This is a genomic window from Rhizobium mongolense USDA 1844 (assembly GCF_000419765.1).
GTDB lineage: Bacteria > Pseudomonadota > Alphaproteobacteria > Rhizobiales > Rhizobiaceae > Rhizobium > Rhizobium mongolense.
In genome coordinates this window covers 161,782-176,023 of record NZ_ATTQ01000008.1, presented here as the reverse complement: position 1 = coordinate 176,023, position 14,242 = coordinate 161,782, and the positions used below count along the sequence as shown (strand labels likewise).

The following is a 14,242-nucleotide window of genomic DNA, read 5'->3' as shown; positions in this document are numbered from 1 at the left end:
GATTGGATGCGATGAGCACCTTCGAATTCCTCTTCCAGGGCATCCTGGTCGCCATGCAGCCGATGAACCTTCTTTACGCGTTCGTGGGTGTCACGCTTGGCACCGCGGTCGGCGTTCTGCCGGGCATCGGCCCGGCGCTGACGGTTGCCCTTCTTCTTCCCGTCACCTACAAGCTCGACCCGGCCGGTTCGCTGATCATGTTTGCTGGTATCTACTACGGCGGCATGTATGGCGGCTCGACGACCTCCATCCTGCTCAATACGCCGGGTGAAAGCGCCTCGATCGTGACTGCGCTCGAGGGTAACAAGATGGCGCGCGCGGGTCGCGGCGGTCCAGCGCTGGCGACAGCGGCGATCGGATCGTTCGTCGCCGGCCTCATAGCCACGCTCGGCCTTGCCTTCATCGCGCCCTATATCGTCAAACTGGCGCTGATCTTCGGGCCGCGTGAATATTTCGCTCTGATGGTACTCGCCTTCGTGACCGTTTCGTCCGCTTTCGGCGATTCGGCGCTTCGCGGGCTGACGTCGCTTTTCATCGGCTTTGCGCTGGCGATGGTCGGCATCGATCAGCAGACCGGCCAGGCACGTCTTTCCTTCGGCATTCCGGATCTTCTGGACGGCATCGAAGTGACCACGCTTGCGGTTGCCATGTTCGCGATCGGGGAGACGCTCTATATCGCAGCCCAAGGCAATCGCGGCGAGGACAAGGTCGAAGCGGTCAAGGGTTCTCTTTGGATGACGGCGCAGGATTGGGGCCGCTCCTGGAAGGCATGGCTGCGTGGTACCTTGATCGGCTTCCCGATCGGTGCAATGCCGGCTGGCGGTGCCGAAATCGGCACGTTCCTCTCTTACGCGACCGAGAAACGCCTGGCGAAGAACCCCGAAGAATTCGGTCACGGTGCGATCGAAGGCGTAGCGGGCCCGGAGGCGGCAAACAACGCGTCGGCAGCCGGTACGCTGGTGCCGCTCCTGACGCTCGGCCTGCCGACGACGGCGACGGCGGCAATCATGCTCGCAGGCTTCCAGCAATATGGCCTGCAACCCGGTCCTCTGCTGTTTGCAAACAATCCGCAGCTCGTCTGGGGCCTGATCGCCAGCCTGCTCATCGCCAATGCCATGCTGCTGGTTCTAAACCTGCCGCTGATCGGGCTTTGGGTCCGCCTGCTGACGATCCCGAAGCCCTGGCTTTATGCCGGCATCCTGCTGTTTGCGACGCTTGGTACCATCGGCGCCAATCCCTCGGTGTTCGAGCTCGGCATGCTGCTCGCCTTCGGCGTTCTTGGCTACATCATGCGGCTCTTCGGCTATCCGATCGCCCCGGTGGTTGTCGGCTTGATTCTCGGGCCGCTTGCCGAACAGCAGCTCCGCCGGGCGCTCGCCATCAGCCAGGGCGATGTGACGACGCTTGTCACGTCGCCGATCTCAGCCGGGCTGCTGCTCGTGGCGGCTGCGGCTTTCATCATCCCGTTGATCTTGAGACTACGCGGCCGCGGCGAAGTTCTTTCGCAACTTGCTGCAAGCGACGACTAAAGAAGAAAAGTACTGCTCGAACCCTTTTCTTGCGGCCGGCCCTGAAACATGGGCCGGCCGCTTGTTTTTGCATGGCAGGCCTGAAATCCCGTTACTTGTGAGGAATGCTGCAGCGCATCATATGTGAGGTGTCAATAATGAAGCCAAAGCGAGAAAGACAATGTCCTCCTACAGCAAGTCCATTCGGGAAGGTTTCTTCGGCCGTGCCTTCGCTGTCATCGGCGCCGCAAATGCTGTAAGCGCTGCATTCGAAGCGGGTCGCCGTCCGAAGCCCCGGGACCTCAAGGTTCTCGGTATCGCACCCGATGCCTTCGACCATATCGGCCGTTAATTTCCCGATATATCACGCATGAAACAGCCCGCAACCGGTTGGTCGCGGGCTTTATTTTTGTCCGTCAGGCCGCAACGCTTGCAAACGCTGCGGCCTTGGAAATGTCAGGCCTCCAGCCGCTCGCGGGCAGGGGAATGGACTTCGGCCCGCGCCCTCGCTTCTGCTTTCGCACGGGCTTCCTTCCGCTTGTTGTGGCGGATCGAGGACCAGAGCGAGACACCGATAAGCGCTGCACCGCCGAGACCGGTGATGACTTCCGGAATGTGGAAGAGGGTCTGGACGTACATGATGATCGCAAGGATTAGGATCGCATAAAACGCGCCGTGCTCCAGGTAGCGGTAATGCGTCAGTGTTGCGTTTTCGACGAGCATGATCGTCATCGAGCGTACATACATCGCGCCGATGCCCAGACCGATGGCGATGACGAAAAGGTTCTGCGTCAGGGCGAAGGCGCCTATGACGCCGTCGAACGAGAAGCTTGCATCCAGAACCTCAAGATAGATGAATGCGCCAAGCCCACCGCGTGCCGCTTCAGCCATGGCCCTTTGCGAGGCGTCCAGCAGTGCCCCAATCACCTCGACCACCAGGAATGTGACAAGACCGTAGATCGCACTGTAGACGAAGGTCGTCGATTCTTGGCCTTCAAGCAGTGAAGCGAAAGTGAGGATCAATAGGAGAACGAAGGCGATCTCGATGCCCTTGACCGTCGCACCGCGCGACATCAGTTTTTCAACAGAGACGATCCAATGGACGTCCTTCTCAGGGTCGAAGAAGTAAGAAAGCCCGACCATCAGAAGAAAAGTCCCGCCGAAGGCGGCGATGGGCAGATGGGCTTCGTTCATGATGCGCGCATATTCAGCCGGTTGCCGTGCGGCGAGGATCACAGCGTCGATCGGGCCGATACTTGCGGCTATCGCCACGATTGCCAGCGGAAAGACGATGCGCATGCCGAAGACGGCAATGATAATGCCCCAGGTCAGGAACCGATGCTGCCAGACAGGCGTCATTTCCTTGAGCTTGTTGGCGTTTACGATCGCGTTGTCGAAGGAGAGGGAAATCTCCAGCACGGCCAGAACCGTGCAAATAAAGAAGATAGTCGCCGTGCCGCTCATCGTGCCGGTGGACTGCCAGCCCAGCAAAGCGCCGAGCGCCAGGCCAACGGCCGTTACGATAAAAGCCCAGCGGAAATAGCCGAGCGTGGATTTATGGCTGATGGGTTGCTTCATGGCCGCACCTCTTTGATGCGGACATCGTTTTTGAAGGATGATGTGATTGAAAAACGCGGCATATCGTAAGGGATATGCGCGTGAGGCATTGTGAGCTTTTTCATCGAGTGAAAATCCGCCGGCTATTTGCAGGCGGTACCGACATCACGAGAGCGCCGTAAAAACTCTCGCCAGAGGGGCCCGGCACCAGTGTTTGTCCGGCAGCCGATGCTTTTGCACGGGGGGCAACCATGCGCATCGTTTTGGCCGCGGATCAGCCTTCTAGTTAGTCAACCTGTGGCGCCAGTCAAGGCGGCCCGCAGTCCGCGCCGGAGCTTTTCTTTGGAACCATGCAGTCGCCCGCCCGTTAGGCTCTGGTTGAGGCAATGGAACCCCATTGTCGGCGCGATAACAAAAGGAGGGACCACGAATGCAGACTTCGACTCATTCTCCCGACAAGCGTACGGAAGCGGCAGATCGCATGAAGCGGGCAAAGCCGAACCGCATGCAGAAGGTGCAGGTCCTGCCGCCGCACCATGTCGATCTGACACTGCCGCAGACGCCGATGGACGACATTCATGTTCCGGCTCATGTCACCGGCGGCGACCTTTCAAAAGGCGGTCCAGACCTTGCAGCCAAAGGTCGCAAACGGCGCGCCTAGATTTTTCAGGCGGCGCGGGAACCGACGTCGGGGCTTTTGCATTTAAGGCCCGGACAAACATGTGAGGACGCCATGACGACTGATCTCGTGCCGCAGGACATCTATCTGAAACACGAAAACGAATGGCAGGCCCTCAAAGAGGCCTCCGAGAATGGCATTGATATGCAGAAGCGCGAAACGGCATCCGGCACTATTGCCCATGGCGAAACGGGCGGGCCTGGAGACAGGGACAGTTCAAGAGGAAGACTGGCTAATTCTCATCGCCGATAAAGCGCGCCCGGCATGCCGGGCGTTTTTCATGAGTCGGCATCGTCTTCCGGCGGCGGCTGCTTTCCGGAATCTCGCTCCAGGCGCTGCTCCATTTTACCCAGAGCAAAGAGGACGCTGACCGCCGCCGCCGTCGCGAAGAAGGCGACCGGCCAATAGCCGAAGCCCATGGCAAGGCCGATCGCGCCGGAAAGCCACATGCCTGCTCCCGTCGTCAGGCCCTTCACCCTGCCTCTGGAAAAGACGATCATGCCGGCGGCCAGAAACGCGACGCCCGCCGTCACGGCCTCGATGACGCGCAACGGATCGATGCGGACCTGCTCGTCGTTGGCAAAGCCCGGCATATGCACGGATTCGATGGAAATGATGCCGAAAAGCGCTGCCGCAAGACTCACCAGAATATGGGTCCGGAGACCCGCCGCATGGTTTTGCGCCTCGCGTTCGAAGCCGATGATGCCGCCCAGCATAATCGCACCGATGAGCCGGGCAAAGATCACCGGGTATTGAATACGGGATTCAGGGAATATGTCGGCAAAGACGATATCCATGGAGAAGGCGCTCCCTTCGGGTGAACATTTCTTCGCGGGGCTAACGTCTTCTGCGGCTCTTTGTTCGTCCGTTTCGACGTTGCGGCTCCACGCCAACCTTTCGGAAAGGATTGGGAGGCGATAATCCGCCCATCACGGGATTCGGACCAGATGGCTAGAACTGCACCTCGCGGCCGCCGCCGCAAATCATCCGCAAAATCGAAGAGCAGGGGGCGTGGTGGAGCCTTGCCCTGGCTCTTCGCCGGTATCGTTGCCGTTGGCAGCATCGCGCTTTACGACAACTGGAAGAGCGTGCGCCCGATTCTTGCCTCGCGCGCGCCGGACACAGCCGCGATTACCGCTGCAATCAAGGCAGATTCGCCGAAACCGGCTGTCGCCAAGAGCGCGCCGAGGCAGGCTATTGCGTCGCAGCCGCAGCGTCCCGTGCCGCCCGAAGCCGTTCCTGTTCCCGCCGCGCAGCCTGTGAAGCTCTCCCCAACGGCTACATCACCCGCCGGCCCGGAAAGCGCGCGTGCTGCCTTCGGCTATTGCGGGCAGGGCCAGCATGTGAACTGCGTCGCAGACGGTGGGATATTCTGGTATAAGGGCGAGAAGATCGTAATCGCGGATATGGTAGTGCCGGATGTCGGCGCCGCGCGTTGCGAAGGCGAGCGGAGGATCGGCTTTGCCGCAAAATCGAGGCTGCTTAAATTTCTGAATGCCGGGCCCTTCATCATGAACGCTACCGGCAAGCCAGCCAGTACCGGTGCGCCGCACGTGATTTCGCGCGGCGGCCGCTCCTTGGGCACGCAACTGATTACCGAGGGTCTTGCCCGCAAGCCTGGCGCCGCCGGTGGATGGTGCGCCTGAGGTCTACTTCTGCTTCGGAGCCTTACCGCTGGTGCGGAAGCTGCCGGTAAAGGCCGTATCCTTGCTTTTCGCGGAGCATTCGATCACGATCGGCTTGCCGCCGTAAGGGTTGCCGAATGTGCAGGTGCCTGCCACCTTGACCTGGCCCGTCATCTTCTCGCCGACGCCGGTTGTCACCATCTTGAGCGGAATCCTGGCATTGCCGTTAGAAGCCGGCTTGATCGCGGTGCCGTCGCCCTGGAAGCCAAGCATCTTGCCGCCTGAGGTGAAGATGAAGGTCACCTGGCCGTTCGGCAGTCCCACGCTGGCGAGTTCGCCCTTGCAGCCCTTCGTTGCATCCACGTTGCCAACGACGAGCTTTGTGCATTTGCCTGTAAGTGTCGAAACACCGGCGCCTGGAAAATTCTGGGATGCGGCGTTGGCGCCGGAGGCGAAAGCTGCGGCGGAAAGCGCCGCAGCTGCAATCACTGTCAGTCTCATCTGTTCAGGAATCCTGTCATGCTGGTTTACCGGACGGGGGTCGCATGTTTCTGTGTCCGAAATTTGCCGCGCTCAAAGAAAACGGGCCGCTGCAGGGATAGCGGCCCGTTCTGGGAAGCGTGGCCGTCAACAACGACGGGCCGGCCTCTGTATCTTCCCTCTTGCTTGCGCGGAGCCTTCGCCCATTCAAACGCTCAGTGTCGCCGGCTGGCGTCCTCGACGGACCAACCGAAGCGCCATGCCTCGTAGCGGGCGTACCAGATTTCAAGCTCCGTAGCGTCACAGATCGGCATCAGTTCCGGTCGCGACATGGGATTGTCGCTTAACGCGTAGCCGAGGATCCGGTCGCGTATTCCGCGCTCCTGCATGTCAAGCAGTTCTTCGATATTCATCGCTCGCCCCCAACCGCCGGCCCCTCAGCCAGCCTTCCTAGGCAAACATTTCTCGTTGCTAATGTCCAGTTCACCGGCGTCGATTCCCGCTATTCACAGGATTAGCTCGAATGGAGCAATGCCTCCTTCATGACCTAAAAGGCTCCTTCTTCCGGCTTATAAGCCCCCGCGGGAAGAGGCGAGACTCTCCAAAATGTGTTGTAAAAATATCGTTAAAATTCCCCGTCACAAGTTTTTGTTCATCTCCCGTTCAGAAAACGGTTTTGGAAAACCCCGATATGGGTCAAGCTGTCCTTGTGAATAAGGAGATACTGAATGATTCGATTGACCGCGGTGCTGACGTTGTTCTCAGTTTATGCGTTCACGATGTTTTTCATCGCAGCAATCCCTGAGACGCCGAACTTGCAAACCGCAGCAACTCTATCTGAAGACGCCACGCTTACGAAGTAAAGTATTTGATGGGGTTTTGGCTGGCTTGTGTGAGCCGTGTTGGGCAAGGGCGCAGTTTTGCGCCGTAAGGCAGGATTGCTCACGCCCTGGAAGATAACTCGTCAATCAGCGGTTTGACGAAGTCCTCTTGTAATTTCAAGAGGATCGAATGGTGGGCGTGACAAGGATCGAACTTGTGACCCCTACGATGTCAACGTAGTGCTCTCCCGCTGAGCTACACGCCCATCCGATGGCGGCGCATAGATCACAAAACCTTGGGAGCCGTCAATAGGCTTTTTCGAAGTTTTGTGACCCGCCGCCCGCAAGCCTTATGCGGCAAGCATTTTGTTCACTTCATCGACGAGATCGCGAAGATGGAAAGGCTTGGAAAGCACCTTTGCATCCTTCGGCGCCTTCGAATCAGGGTTCAGTGCAACGGCCGCAAAACCGGTGATGAACATGACCTTGAGGTCCGGGTCGAGTTCGGTCGCACGGCGTGCGAGCTCGATGCCATCCATTTCCGGCATGACGATATCGGTCAGGAGCAGGGAGAAGGGCTCTTCGCGGAGCCTGTCATAGGCGCTTGCGCCGTTATCGTAGGAAAGAACCTTGTAACCGGCCTTTTCGAGCGCCTTTACAAGGAAGCGGCGCATGTCGTTGTCGTCTTCGGCGAGCAGTATCTTCTGAGTCATTATCCAGACCGATTGGTGAATAGGTTTTTGGTGGGAGGCGCCAGCTATTTACACTAGACTTTGGCCAGTAAACAACCGGTGAATTGCCTGCCCAAGGCTGTCATCCCCGCTACATAGTATGGACTTGCGGTGAGGCAACTGGCAACATGGGCGAAGCAGCCGTCCTGTGACATGGTTAAGAGGGAAAAAGGTGCCGGAAATTCGCGAATACGAGCTTTTTGAGATCCGTGAGCCCGTGTCGCAGACCATTCCCTTCGTTTACAATTCTCCCCACAGCGGCCGTATTTATCCACCGGAATTTATCGCCCAGTCGCGGCTCGAAGGCATTTCCATCCGCCGCTCGGAGGATCACTATGTCGACGAGCTCTTTTCAGCCGCCAGCCTGCTTGGCGCCCCTCTGCTTCTCGCCAATTTCCCGCGCGCCTATCTGGATGTGAACCGCGAACCTTACGAACTCGACCCGCGCATGTTCGATGGCCTGTTGCCGCCTTATGCAAACATCAATTCGCTGCGTGTCGCAGGCGGGCTCGGCACCATTCCGCGCATCGTTGCCGAGAATATGGAAATTTATGCCCGACGGCTACCGGTGCAGGAAGGTCTCGATCGGGTCGAGAGCATCTACAAACCCTACCACGCCGCGCTGCGCCGGCTGATTGCGCGCACCCACGTGCAGTTCGGCTTCGGCGTGCTGATCGATTGCCACTCGATGCCGGGCAATGTCCGCGTCGCAGGCAGCAATGCACGGCCCGACTTCATCATCGGTGACCGGTATGGTACCAGCGCATCGGCCGAACTTTCGCGTACCGCGATCAGTATTCTCGAGGAGATGGGTTTCACAGCCATCCGCAACAAGCCTTATGCCGGCGGCTTCATCACCGAGCATTACGGCCGGCCGGCGCGCGGGCTGCACGCGCTGCAGATCGAGGTGAATCGGGCGATCTACGTGGACGAAGTGACGCTGGAAAAGCACACGGACTTTCCGCTGATCGTCAACGCCGTCACGGGCTTCATGCGGCAGATGGCGAGCTACGTGGAGCAGTTTGCAACCGATACGGCGCTTGCTGCCGAATAAGCCCCCCGGACAGTCGCTCAAAAAAGAACCGCGCTGTTCAGCGCGGCTAAGTCTAGGGAGGAAACACCCAAGGAGGGTATTTACAGTCAGAAGACTGTATGAAGACGCTACTGCTGCGTTGCACAATTGTCAATCATTATTTTGCAATGCAAAATCTTTAGGCAGACATCGAGAAAATGCCTGGTGGATTTGCATTCGAACGCAATTCCGCTAAGAAATGCGTGCCACACGGCCCAGAAAAACGGAATCATCCATGCTTCCTGACCGCTCGTTCTTCAATCGCCTGGCGGAAGCCGCCAAGGCCGAGACACTGCCGCGATTCCGATCCGGCCTCGATGTGACGAACAAGCTTTCAAGTGGCTTTGATCCCGTTACCGAGGGCGATCGGGCAGCGGAAGCGGCCATCCGCAAGCTGATTGAAGAGCATTTTCCCAATCATGGCATTCTTGGCGAGGAACACGGCGATGTTGGCCTGGACCGTGATTACGTCTGGATCATCGATCCTATCGACGGCACGCGGGCCTTCATTTCCGGCGTGCCGGTATGGGGAACGCTGATCGGGCTACAGAAGAACGGCCGGGCGATCATGGGCATGATCGAGCAGCCCTTTACCGGCGAGCGCTATTTCGCGGATCAGAACGGCTCGACCTATTCCGGACCGGAGGGCGAACGGCGCTTGAAGACACGCGATTGCGGCACGCTTTCGAACGCGATCCTCTTCACCACTTCGCCGCATCTCTTCACCGGCTTGGAAATGGAGAAATATCGCGAGATCGAACGCCAGGTCCGGCTCTTCCGCTATGGCACGGATTGCTATGCCTACGCCCTTCTCGCGGCCGGCCATGTCGATCTCGTGATCGAAAACGGCCTCAAGCCCTACGATGTCGGCGGGATCATTCCGGTGATCGAAAATGCGGGCGGCATCATCACGACCTGGGACGGCGGGCGGCCGGAAAACGGTGGCTCGATCATCGCCGCCGGCAGCCGTGCTGTTTACGACCAGGCACTTGCGATCCTGCAGCGCTAAGTCGCCATCCGTTTAGACGCCGAATCCTTCGACCTCTTCAGCGGCCTCGGCGTCGCTGCCGGGAATAAACGCATGGAACGCGGCGAGCGCTGCTGCGCGGTAGGCGTCGCGCTCCTGAAAAATCTCGTGCCGCGCGCCATTGATGGGCACGAGCTGGGCGGCGCGGAAATAGCGCGAAAGCCGTTCCTGCGCGATATAGGGCACAACGCCGTCGCGGGTCGGGGCAATGACGATCGTCGGGATGGTAATCGAAAAGAGGTGGCTCGGCATGAGTACCTTGTCGATCGCCTTGAAGGATTCATGGACCCAGCGCGCGGTCGGCGGGCCGAGCATCAGTTCCGGATGCTCCCTCATCATTGCAATGTTGCGCTCGAAACGCACCTCGTCCGATGTCAGCGGATTGTCCTGGAAAGGAAGCTCCCGTAGCTTGCGGCTCAATGGCAGCGAGCCAAGGCCGAGCGAGCAAGCCGTTGCGGCCAGGCGGCGGATGGTCGAGGCTGACGCTGCCTGGCCGATCAGGCCGATGAAGGGCGCGGAAAGCACCATGCGTTCGATGCGTGTTGCAAGATAGGGGGCGGCCGAAAGCGCAATCAGGCCACCGGTCGAATGGCCGAGCAGGTAGAAGGGCAGGCGGGTGTCGGGCAGCACCACCTTTTCCAGAAAGGTGTCGAGGTCTCGCTCGTAATCGGAAAAGCGCCTCACATGGCCATGCTGCCGCTTCTTGATCAGCCGTGGCGAACCACCCTGGCCACGAAGATCGAAGATCGCAACCCAGAAGTCCTTCGCCGTTAGATCGCGGATCGTCTCGAAATATTTCTCGATATATTCGTTGCGTCCCTGCAGGATGACGACCGTACCTTTTGCAACGGAGGCATCGGACCGGAACACCGCATAGCGCAGCTTCCAGCCGTCATGCGTCTCGAAATAGCCTTCGGTACGGTTTTCCGGGACCGGATTGTCAGGTGTCGAAATAAGGACGCTGTCCATGAGCCGCTGCTTTCGATGCCGCCTTGAGTGTAGGGGATAATGCACGGAGACGGAAAATCAACTGTTAAGCGCGGAGCGAATAAAAAGGGACCGGCGGGGCGATTTGAGGGATGCCCGGCGCCGGCCGTAAAATCGGACTGAAGAAGAAGGGACGATGCACTTCAGCCATCGGGCGGTTTAATCACCCGACAATTACTACTTCTACAGACATGCTGCTGAACGCATGCCGAACCTCGCGTTCATGCCCCGTTCACCGAGCTTCAAAAGGGTCTTGAACTGCGCAAAGTCGATCACCATCTGAATTCTGCGGGTGCCAAACGGGTCCGCTGAACCGTCCCGAAGCTGCCGAACATGGGGATTCAGGGACATATATCGCAACACGTCGCTTCCTTAAGGAGGACATCATGCGTCACGTCGACTTTTCTCCACTTTATCGTTCGACCGTCGGTTTCGACCGTCTCTTCACCATGCTCGACAGCCTGGCTCAGCCGGATCAGGGCAATACCTATCCGCCCTACAATATCGAGCGCACCGGTGAGAACACTTACCGCATCACCATGGCCGTTGCCGGTTTCGATGAAAGCGAAATCTTGATCGAGGCTCAAGCTCACGCGCTGACCGTCAAGGGCGTCAAGAGCGAAGAGAACGCCGAGGGCAGTGAGTTCCTCTATCGCGGCATTGCCAAGCGCGCCTTCGAGCGCCGCTTCCAGCTTGCCGATCATGTCGAGGTGACCGCCGCTTCGCTGAAGAACGGCCTGCTTCATATCGACCTTCTTCGCAGCATCCCCGAAGCCATGAAGCCGCGCAAGATCGCGATTGCCGCAGAGCCGGTAAGCGCGCCGAAGGCTATCGAGGCGCAGGTCGCCAACTAACCGATCCCTCCCAGGATAGGAAAAGACAGGCGGCGCTCCGTTGGGGCGCCGCTTTTTGTTGGCTGCGGATCAGGCTGGGCTCGCAGCCTCGTCGGCTTCCTCTTTTGTGATCCGATGCGCAGCCGCTGCGGCATATTTTTGCGCGATCACCGCGCAGACCATCAGCTGGATCTGGTGGAAGAGCATCAGCGGCAGGACGATGGCGCCGATCGACTGGCCGGCGAAGATGACGCTTGCCATCGGCACGCCACTTGCCAGGCTCTTCTTCGAGCCGCAGAAGGTGATGGTGATCTCGTCGGCCTTGTTGAAGCCGAGTAGGCGGCTGCCATGCATGGTGAGCAGCACGACGATTGCGAGCAGCAACATGTCGAGCACGACGACGACCGCGATGTCTCTTACCGAGAAGGTGTGCCACAGGCCCTCGACGACCGCGGTGCTGAAGGCCAGATAGACGACCATCAGAATCGATCCGCGATCGACCGGCATCAGGATTTTCTTCTTCGCCCGGATCCAGCCGCCGATCCAGGGCTGCAGGATCTGGCCTGCCACGAAGGGAGCAAGCAATTGCAGCAGGATCTGCTCCAGCGCGTCCCAGGAAAAGCCGCCATGGCCGCCGACGGAAAAGAGCAGGCCGACGAGCAGCGGCGTCAGGAACATGCCGAAGATGTTGGAAGCGGAGGCCGAGCAGATGGCGGCGGGCACATTGCCGCCTGCCATCGAGGTGAAGGCGATCGAGGATTGCACCGTGGATGGCAGGACGCACAGAAAAAGGATGCCGAGGTAAAGCGGCTGCGGCAGGATCGAATCCGGGATGAGGCCGAGCGCCATGCCGAGCAGCGGAAAGATGACGAATGTCGTCAGTAGAATGACGAGGTGCAGCCGCCAGTGCAGGATGCCGGCAATGACGACGTCGCTGGATAGCCGGGCGCCATGCAGGAAGAACAGCAGGGCAATGGCAAGACCGGTGGCAACGCCGAAATAATCCGCAAAAATGCCGCTTGCCGGAAGCAGCGAGGCAAGAATGACGGTGCAGACGAGGAGGATCGTGAAGGTATCGGGCAAGAAGCGGCGCATGATGCTTTCTCGGCATTTTCAGAATTTCGTTGTTTTGTCGCTCATTATGAATCAGGATGCAAGAAATAACAGTTATCGCAAATCAGGATATATCGATGCTCGATCTCACGCAATTGCGCAGCTTCGTTGCCGTCGAGCAAATGGGCAGTTTCACGCTCGCAGCTGAGCGGCTTGGCCTCGGTCAATCGACCGTCAGCCAACATATCCAGCGGCTGGAAACATCACTTCGGCGAAAGCTCCTGGCGCGCGACACTCACAAGGTCGTGCTCACCGGAGATGGCGAAGCGCTGCTTTCGCATGCGCGCCTGATGCTTTCGATCGAAGGGCAGGTTCAATCGCTTTTCAAGGAGAACAGTCTGCGCGGCCGCCTCCGCCTCGGCGTGTCGGAAGACTTTGTGACCAGCCAGCTTCCGGCCGTGCTGGAGGATTTCGTGCGGTCGCATCCATCGGTCGATCTGGAATTGACGGTAGCGCTTTCCGGAGCGCTTTACGAGATGCAGGACAATGGCGAGATCGATCTGGTGCTTGCCAAGCGCCGGCTCGGTGATGCCCGCGGCCGGCTTGTCTATCGCGAGCCGCTGGTCTGGCTGGCGCGCGATCCGGAGCATGTGCTTGCACAAGGACCGCTGCCGCTGATCGCCTTCCCGCCGCCAAGTGTCACTCGCAGCATTGCGCTCGAGGCCCTCGGCCGAATGCAGGTGCCTTGGCGGATCGTCTGCACCTGCGGCAGCCTGAGCGGGCTTACGGCCGCGGCGCGGGCAGGAATGGGAGTACTGGTGCAGCCGCGCAGCATGGCCCCCTCGGGATTGAAAGAGATCGGCACGGCAAGGCTGCCGCTGCTGGAGGATGTGGAATTCGTACTCGTGCCGCGCAAAGGGGCCGATCAGGCGCTGGTGTCGGCGCTTTCGGAGGACATTCTTGGGAAGGTGCGGGGTCTGCGATCGGGCGCACAAAAATAGAAACCCGCCGGGCGGCGGGTTTCGGTTGCTGGCCGATCAATACGGCGAAACGCACTGTCGGCGCGGGCCATAGTACGGCTGGAACGTATTATCCCAAGCCCTATAGGAGCGATATCGGCTGTAGCACCAGCTCGTATGACCGTTACCGCCATAAGCATAGGAGGACGGGCCATAGTAGCGTGGCTGAGCCAACGCACCGCCGACGATCGCGCCGAGCGCCAATCCGCCGATAATTGCGGCGGCGTCGTTGTCATTGTCATAATCGCGGTACCGGCGGCCATAATATCTGTTGTAGCGATAACCACGATGACCGCCATAGTATGAGCCGCCATGGCTGCGCACACTCTTAAGATAGCGGCGCCTCGCAAAATTGCTCCATCCGCTCCAGTCGCGATCCCGAACCTGCTCTATGTTCGACACGACTTTCGGCTTTTCGAGATTGATCGCAGGAAATGCCTCGGCAGGCGGTACGCTGGTCAAGGCAGTCACAGCTGAGATGAACACGACAGCTAACGTTTTCATGGCTTTTCACCTTTCTAGCTATCAATGAAGTTGTTCCTGAAAAGTTCCAGCGACGGACGAATTTTAAACGGCGGTCGCAGTCAGTCGGTTAACCGGTTACCTGCCATTTTAAGCCCCTCTCAACCTTGTCGCTTAGCTTTTTGGTGATATTCCGGCTCCTACGGTAGGAACCAATATGGTCGTCGTTCGGGGCAAGAAAGGACGCACCGATGATGTATGGCGCACTATTCGTATCCGGGCTGGTGGCCTGTGTAATGATGATCCTGGTGATCGGGCACGAAGCGGAAAAGGCGGATCACGGTGCCCCGCAATCCGCCGTCTATGGCCATCAGAACTAGGTGCTGCC

At 59.0% G+C, this 14,242-nt stretch carries 19 protein-coding genes and 1 tRNA gene; 11 read left to right on the top strand and 9 right to left on the bottom strand.

The features are described 5' to 3' along the window. Window positions 1–11: 11 nt before the first annotated feature. A complete protein-coding gene (locus A3C3_RS0117445) occupies window positions 12–1,529 on the top strand; it encodes a tripartite tricarboxylate transporter permease (protein ID WP_022715864.1) in 1,518 nt (505 codons plus the stop codon). Between the two features lie 160 nt (window positions 1,530–1,689). Further along, the gene (locus tag A3C3_RS46130; protein WP_022715863.1) at window positions 1,690–1,860 is read left to right on the top strand and encodes a hypothetical protein; all 171 of its coding nucleotides are present in this window, start codon (window positions 1,690–1,692) and stop codon (window positions 1,858–1,860) included. Between the two features lie 104 nt (window positions 1,861–1,964). On the opposite strand, the gene A3C3_RS0117435 is transcribed toward A3C3_RS46130, so the two are convergent. Continuing rightward, window positions 1,965–3,086 (bottom strand): DUF475 domain-containing protein, encoded by a 1,122-nt coding sequence (locus A3C3_RS0117435; RefSeq protein ID WP_022715862.1) that lies wholly within the window; start codon window positions 3,084–3,086, stop codon window positions 1,965–1,967. Window positions 3,087–3,495: 409 nt separating this feature from the next. Here A3C3_RS0117435 and A3C3_RS0117430 point away from each other — a divergent pair, with 409 nt between their 5' ends. Together A3C3_RS0117430 and A3C3_RS38630 are read left to right on the top strand one after the other, a co-directional pair. After that, window positions 3,496–3,726 (top strand): hypothetical protein, encoded by a 231-nt coding sequence (locus tag A3C3_RS0117430; protein ID WP_022715861.1) that lies wholly within the window; start codon window positions 3,496–3,498, stop codon window positions 3,724–3,726. A gap of 72 nt (window positions 3,727–3,798) precedes the next feature. After that, window positions 3,799–3,996 (top strand): hypothetical protein, encoded by a 198-nt coding sequence (locus tag A3C3_RS38630; RefSeq protein WP_022715860.1) that lies wholly within the window; start codon window positions 3,799–3,801, stop codon window positions 3,994–3,996. A 26-nt stretch (window positions 3,997–4,022) separates the two neighbouring features. Here the strand turns inward: A3C3_RS38630 and A3C3_RS0117420 are convergent, their stop codons facing one another. Beyond that, on the bottom strand, window positions 4,023–4,541 hold the full coding sequence (locus A3C3_RS0117420; protein ID WP_022715859.1) for an MgtC/SapB family protein: 519 nt from the start codon (window positions 4,539–4,541) through the stop codon (window positions 4,023–4,025). A gap of 150 nt (window positions 4,542–4,691) precedes the next feature. On the opposite strand from A3C3_RS0117420, the gene A3C3_RS0117415 reads away from it, so the two are divergent. Further along, window positions 4,692–5,390: a hypothetical protein gene (locus A3C3_RS0117415; RefSeq protein ID WP_022715858.1), complete on the top strand. Its 699-nt coding sequence runs from the start codon at window positions 4,692–4,694 to the stop codon at window positions 5,388–5,390. 3 nt (window positions 5,391–5,393) lie between these two features. On the opposite strand, the gene A3C3_RS0117410 is transcribed toward A3C3_RS0117415, so the two are convergent. Both A3C3_RS0117410 and A3C3_RS38625 read right to left on the bottom strand, forming a co-directional pair. Then, window positions 5,394–5,870: a hypothetical protein gene (locus A3C3_RS0117410; protein WP_022715857.1), complete on the bottom strand. Its 477-nt coding sequence runs from the start codon at window positions 5,868–5,870 to the stop codon at window positions 5,394–5,396. 194 nt (window positions 5,871–6,064) lie between these two features. Next, window positions 6,065–6,262 (bottom strand): CrpP-related protein, encoded by a 198-nt coding sequence (locus A3C3_RS38625; protein ID WP_022715856.1) that lies wholly within the window; start codon window positions 6,260–6,262, stop codon window positions 6,065–6,067. Window positions 6,263–6,577: 315 nt separating this feature from the next. Here A3C3_RS38625 and A3C3_RS47940 point away from each other — a divergent pair, with 315 nt between their 5' ends. Further along, window positions 6,578–6,712 (top strand): hypothetical protein, encoded by a 135-nt coding sequence (locus A3C3_RS47940; protein WP_022715855.1) that lies wholly within the window; start codon window positions 6,578–6,580, stop codon window positions 6,710–6,712. Between the two features lie 149 nt (window positions 6,713–6,861). On the opposite strand, the gene A3C3_RS0117395 is transcribed toward A3C3_RS47940, so the two are convergent. Then, window positions 6,862–6,936, bottom strand: a tRNA-Val gene (locus tag A3C3_RS0117395). Window positions 6,937–7,020: 84 nt separating this feature from the next. Next, the gene (gene cpdR1 / locus A3C3_RS0117390) at window positions 7,021–7,383 is read right to left on the bottom strand and encodes a response regulator CpdR1 (protein WP_003542883.1); all 363 of its coding nucleotides are present in this window, start codon (window positions 7,381–7,383) and stop codon (window positions 7,021–7,023) included. Between the two features lie 190 nt (window positions 7,384–7,573). Between cpdR1 and A3C3_RS0117385 the strand changes: the two genes are divergently transcribed. Both A3C3_RS0117385 and hisN read left to right on the top strand, forming a co-directional pair. Next, on the top strand, window positions 7,574–8,455 hold the full coding sequence (locus A3C3_RS0117385) for an N-formylglutamate amidohydrolase (protein WP_022715854.1): 882 nt from the start codon (window positions 7,574–7,576) through the stop codon (window positions 8,453–8,455). A gap of 253 nt (window positions 8,456–8,708) precedes the next feature. Beyond that, on the top strand, window positions 8,709–9,482 hold the full coding sequence (hisN, locus tag A3C3_RS0117380) for a histidinol-phosphatase (protein WP_022715853.1): 774 nt from the start codon (window positions 8,709–8,711) through the stop codon (window positions 9,480–9,482). Window positions 9,483–9,494: 12 nt separating this feature from the next. Here hisN and A3C3_RS0117375 read toward each other — a convergent pair whose 3' ends face one another. After that, entirely contained in the window at window positions 9,495–10,469 is a 975-nt protein-coding gene (locus tag A3C3_RS0117375; RefSeq protein WP_022715852.1) for an alpha/beta fold hydrolase, read from the bottom strand. A gap of 404 nt (window positions 10,470–10,873) precedes the next feature. Between A3C3_RS0117375 and A3C3_RS0117365 the strand changes: the two genes are divergently transcribed. Further along, window positions 10,874–11,341, top strand: coding sequence for an Hsp20 family protein (locus A3C3_RS0117365; RefSeq protein WP_028739736.1), 468 nt, complete (start codon window positions 10,874–10,876; stop codon window positions 11,339–11,341). A gap of 69 nt (window positions 11,342–11,410) precedes the next feature. On the opposite strand, the gene A3C3_RS0117360 is transcribed toward A3C3_RS0117365, so the two are convergent. Then, window positions 11,411–12,415, bottom strand: a complete 1,005-nt coding sequence (locus A3C3_RS0117360) for a bile acid:sodium symporter family protein (RefSeq protein ID WP_022715851.1) — start codon at window positions 12,413–12,415, stop codon at window positions 11,411–11,413. A gap of 95 nt (window positions 12,416–12,510) precedes the next feature. Here A3C3_RS0117360 and A3C3_RS0117355 point away from each other — a divergent pair, with 95 nt between their 5' ends. Further along, window positions 12,511–13,374: a LysR family transcriptional regulator gene (locus A3C3_RS0117355; RefSeq protein ID WP_022715850.1), complete on the top strand. Its 864-nt coding sequence runs from the start codon at window positions 12,511–12,513 to the stop codon at window positions 13,372–13,374. 36 nt (window positions 13,375–13,410) lie between these two features. Here the strand turns inward: A3C3_RS0117355 and A3C3_RS0117350 are convergent, their stop codons facing one another. Further along, window positions 13,411–13,896: a BA14K family protein gene (locus A3C3_RS0117350; RefSeq protein WP_022715849.1), complete on the bottom strand. Its 486-nt coding sequence runs from the start codon at window positions 13,894–13,896 to the stop codon at window positions 13,411–13,413. Window positions 13,897–14,105: 209 nt separating this feature from the next. Here A3C3_RS0117350 and A3C3_RS47935 point away from each other — a divergent pair, with 209 nt between their 5' ends. Beyond that, the gene (locus A3C3_RS47935) at window positions 14,106–14,234 is read left to right on the top strand and encodes a hypothetical protein (RefSeq protein WP_267285075.1); all 129 of its coding nucleotides are present in this window, start codon (window positions 14,106–14,108) and stop codon (window positions 14,232–14,234) included. Window positions 14,235–14,242 lie beyond the last annotated feature (8 nt).

Excerpts from the sequence above, each read along its gene's own strand:
- A3C3_RS0117355 (WP_022715850.1), top strand. The coding sequence starts at position 12,511 with ATGCTCGATCTCACGCAATTGCGCAGCTTCGTTGCCGTCGAGCAAATG.
- A3C3_RS0117415 (WP_022715858.1), top strand. The coding sequence starts at position 4,692 with ATGGCTAGAACTGCACCTCGCGGCCGCCGCCGCAAATCATCCGCAAAA.
- A3C3_RS38630 (WP_022715860.1), top strand. The coding sequence starts at position 3,799 with ATGACGACTGATCTCGTGCCGCAGGACATCTATCTGAAACACGAAAAC.
- A3C3_RS0117420 (WP_022715859.1), bottom strand. The coding sequence starts at position 4,541 with ATGGATATCGTCTTTGCCGACATATTCCCTGAATCCCGTATTCAATAC.
- A3C3_RS0117360 (WP_022715851.1), bottom strand. The coding sequence starts at position 12,415 with ATGCGCCGCTTCTTGCCCGATACCTTCACGATCCTCCTCGTCTGCACC.
- A3C3_RS0117375 (WP_022715852.1), bottom strand. The coding sequence starts at position 10,469 with ATGGACAGCGTCCTTATTTCGACACCTGACAATCCGGTCCCGGAAAAC.
- A3C3_RS0117445 (WP_022715864.1), top strand. The coding sequence starts at position 12 with ATGAGCACCTTCGAATTCCTCTTCCAGGGCATCCTGGTCGCCATGCAG.
- A3C3_RS0117350 (WP_022715849.1), bottom strand. The coding sequence starts at position 13,896 with ATGAAAACGTTAGCTGTCGTGTTCATCTCAGCTGTGACTGCCTTGACC.
- A3C3_RS46130 (WP_022715863.1), top strand. The coding sequence starts at position 1,690 with ATGTCCTCCTACAGCAAGTCCATTCGGGAAGGTTTCTTCGGCCGTGCC.
- A3C3_RS47940 (WP_022715855.1), top strand. The coding sequence starts at position 6,578 with ATGATTCGATTGACCGCGGTGCTGACGTTGTTCTCAGTTTATGCGTTC.
- A3C3_RS0117435 (WP_022715862.1), bottom strand. The coding sequence starts at position 3,086 with ATGAAGCAACCCATCAGCCATAAATCCACGCTCGGCTATTTCCGCTGG.
- cpdR1 (WP_003542883.1), bottom strand. The coding sequence starts at position 7,383 with ATGACTCAGAAGATACTGCTCGCCGAAGACGACAACGACATGCGCCGC.
- A3C3_RS0117410 (WP_022715857.1), bottom strand. The coding sequence starts at position 5,870 with ATGAGACTGACAGTGATTGCAGCTGCGGCGCTTTCCGCCGCAGCTTTC.
- A3C3_RS38625 (WP_022715856.1), bottom strand. The coding sequence starts at position 6,262 with ATGAATATCGAAGAACTGCTTGACATGCAGGAGCGCGGAATACGCGAC.
- A3C3_RS0117365 (WP_028739736.1), top strand. The coding sequence starts at position 10,874 with ATGCGTCACGTCGACTTTTCTCCACTTTATCGTTCGACCGTCGGTTTC.
- A3C3_RS0117430 (WP_022715861.1), top strand. The coding sequence starts at position 3,496 with ATGCAGACTTCGACTCATTCTCCCGACAAGCGTACGGAAGCGGCAGAT.
- hisN (WP_022715853.1), top strand. The coding sequence starts at position 8,709 with ATGCTTCCTGACCGCTCGTTCTTCAATCGCCTGGCGGAAGCCGCCAAG.
- A3C3_RS47935 (WP_267285075.1), top strand. The coding sequence starts at position 14,106 with ATGATGTATGGCGCACTATTCGTATCCGGGCTGGTGGCCTGTGTAATG.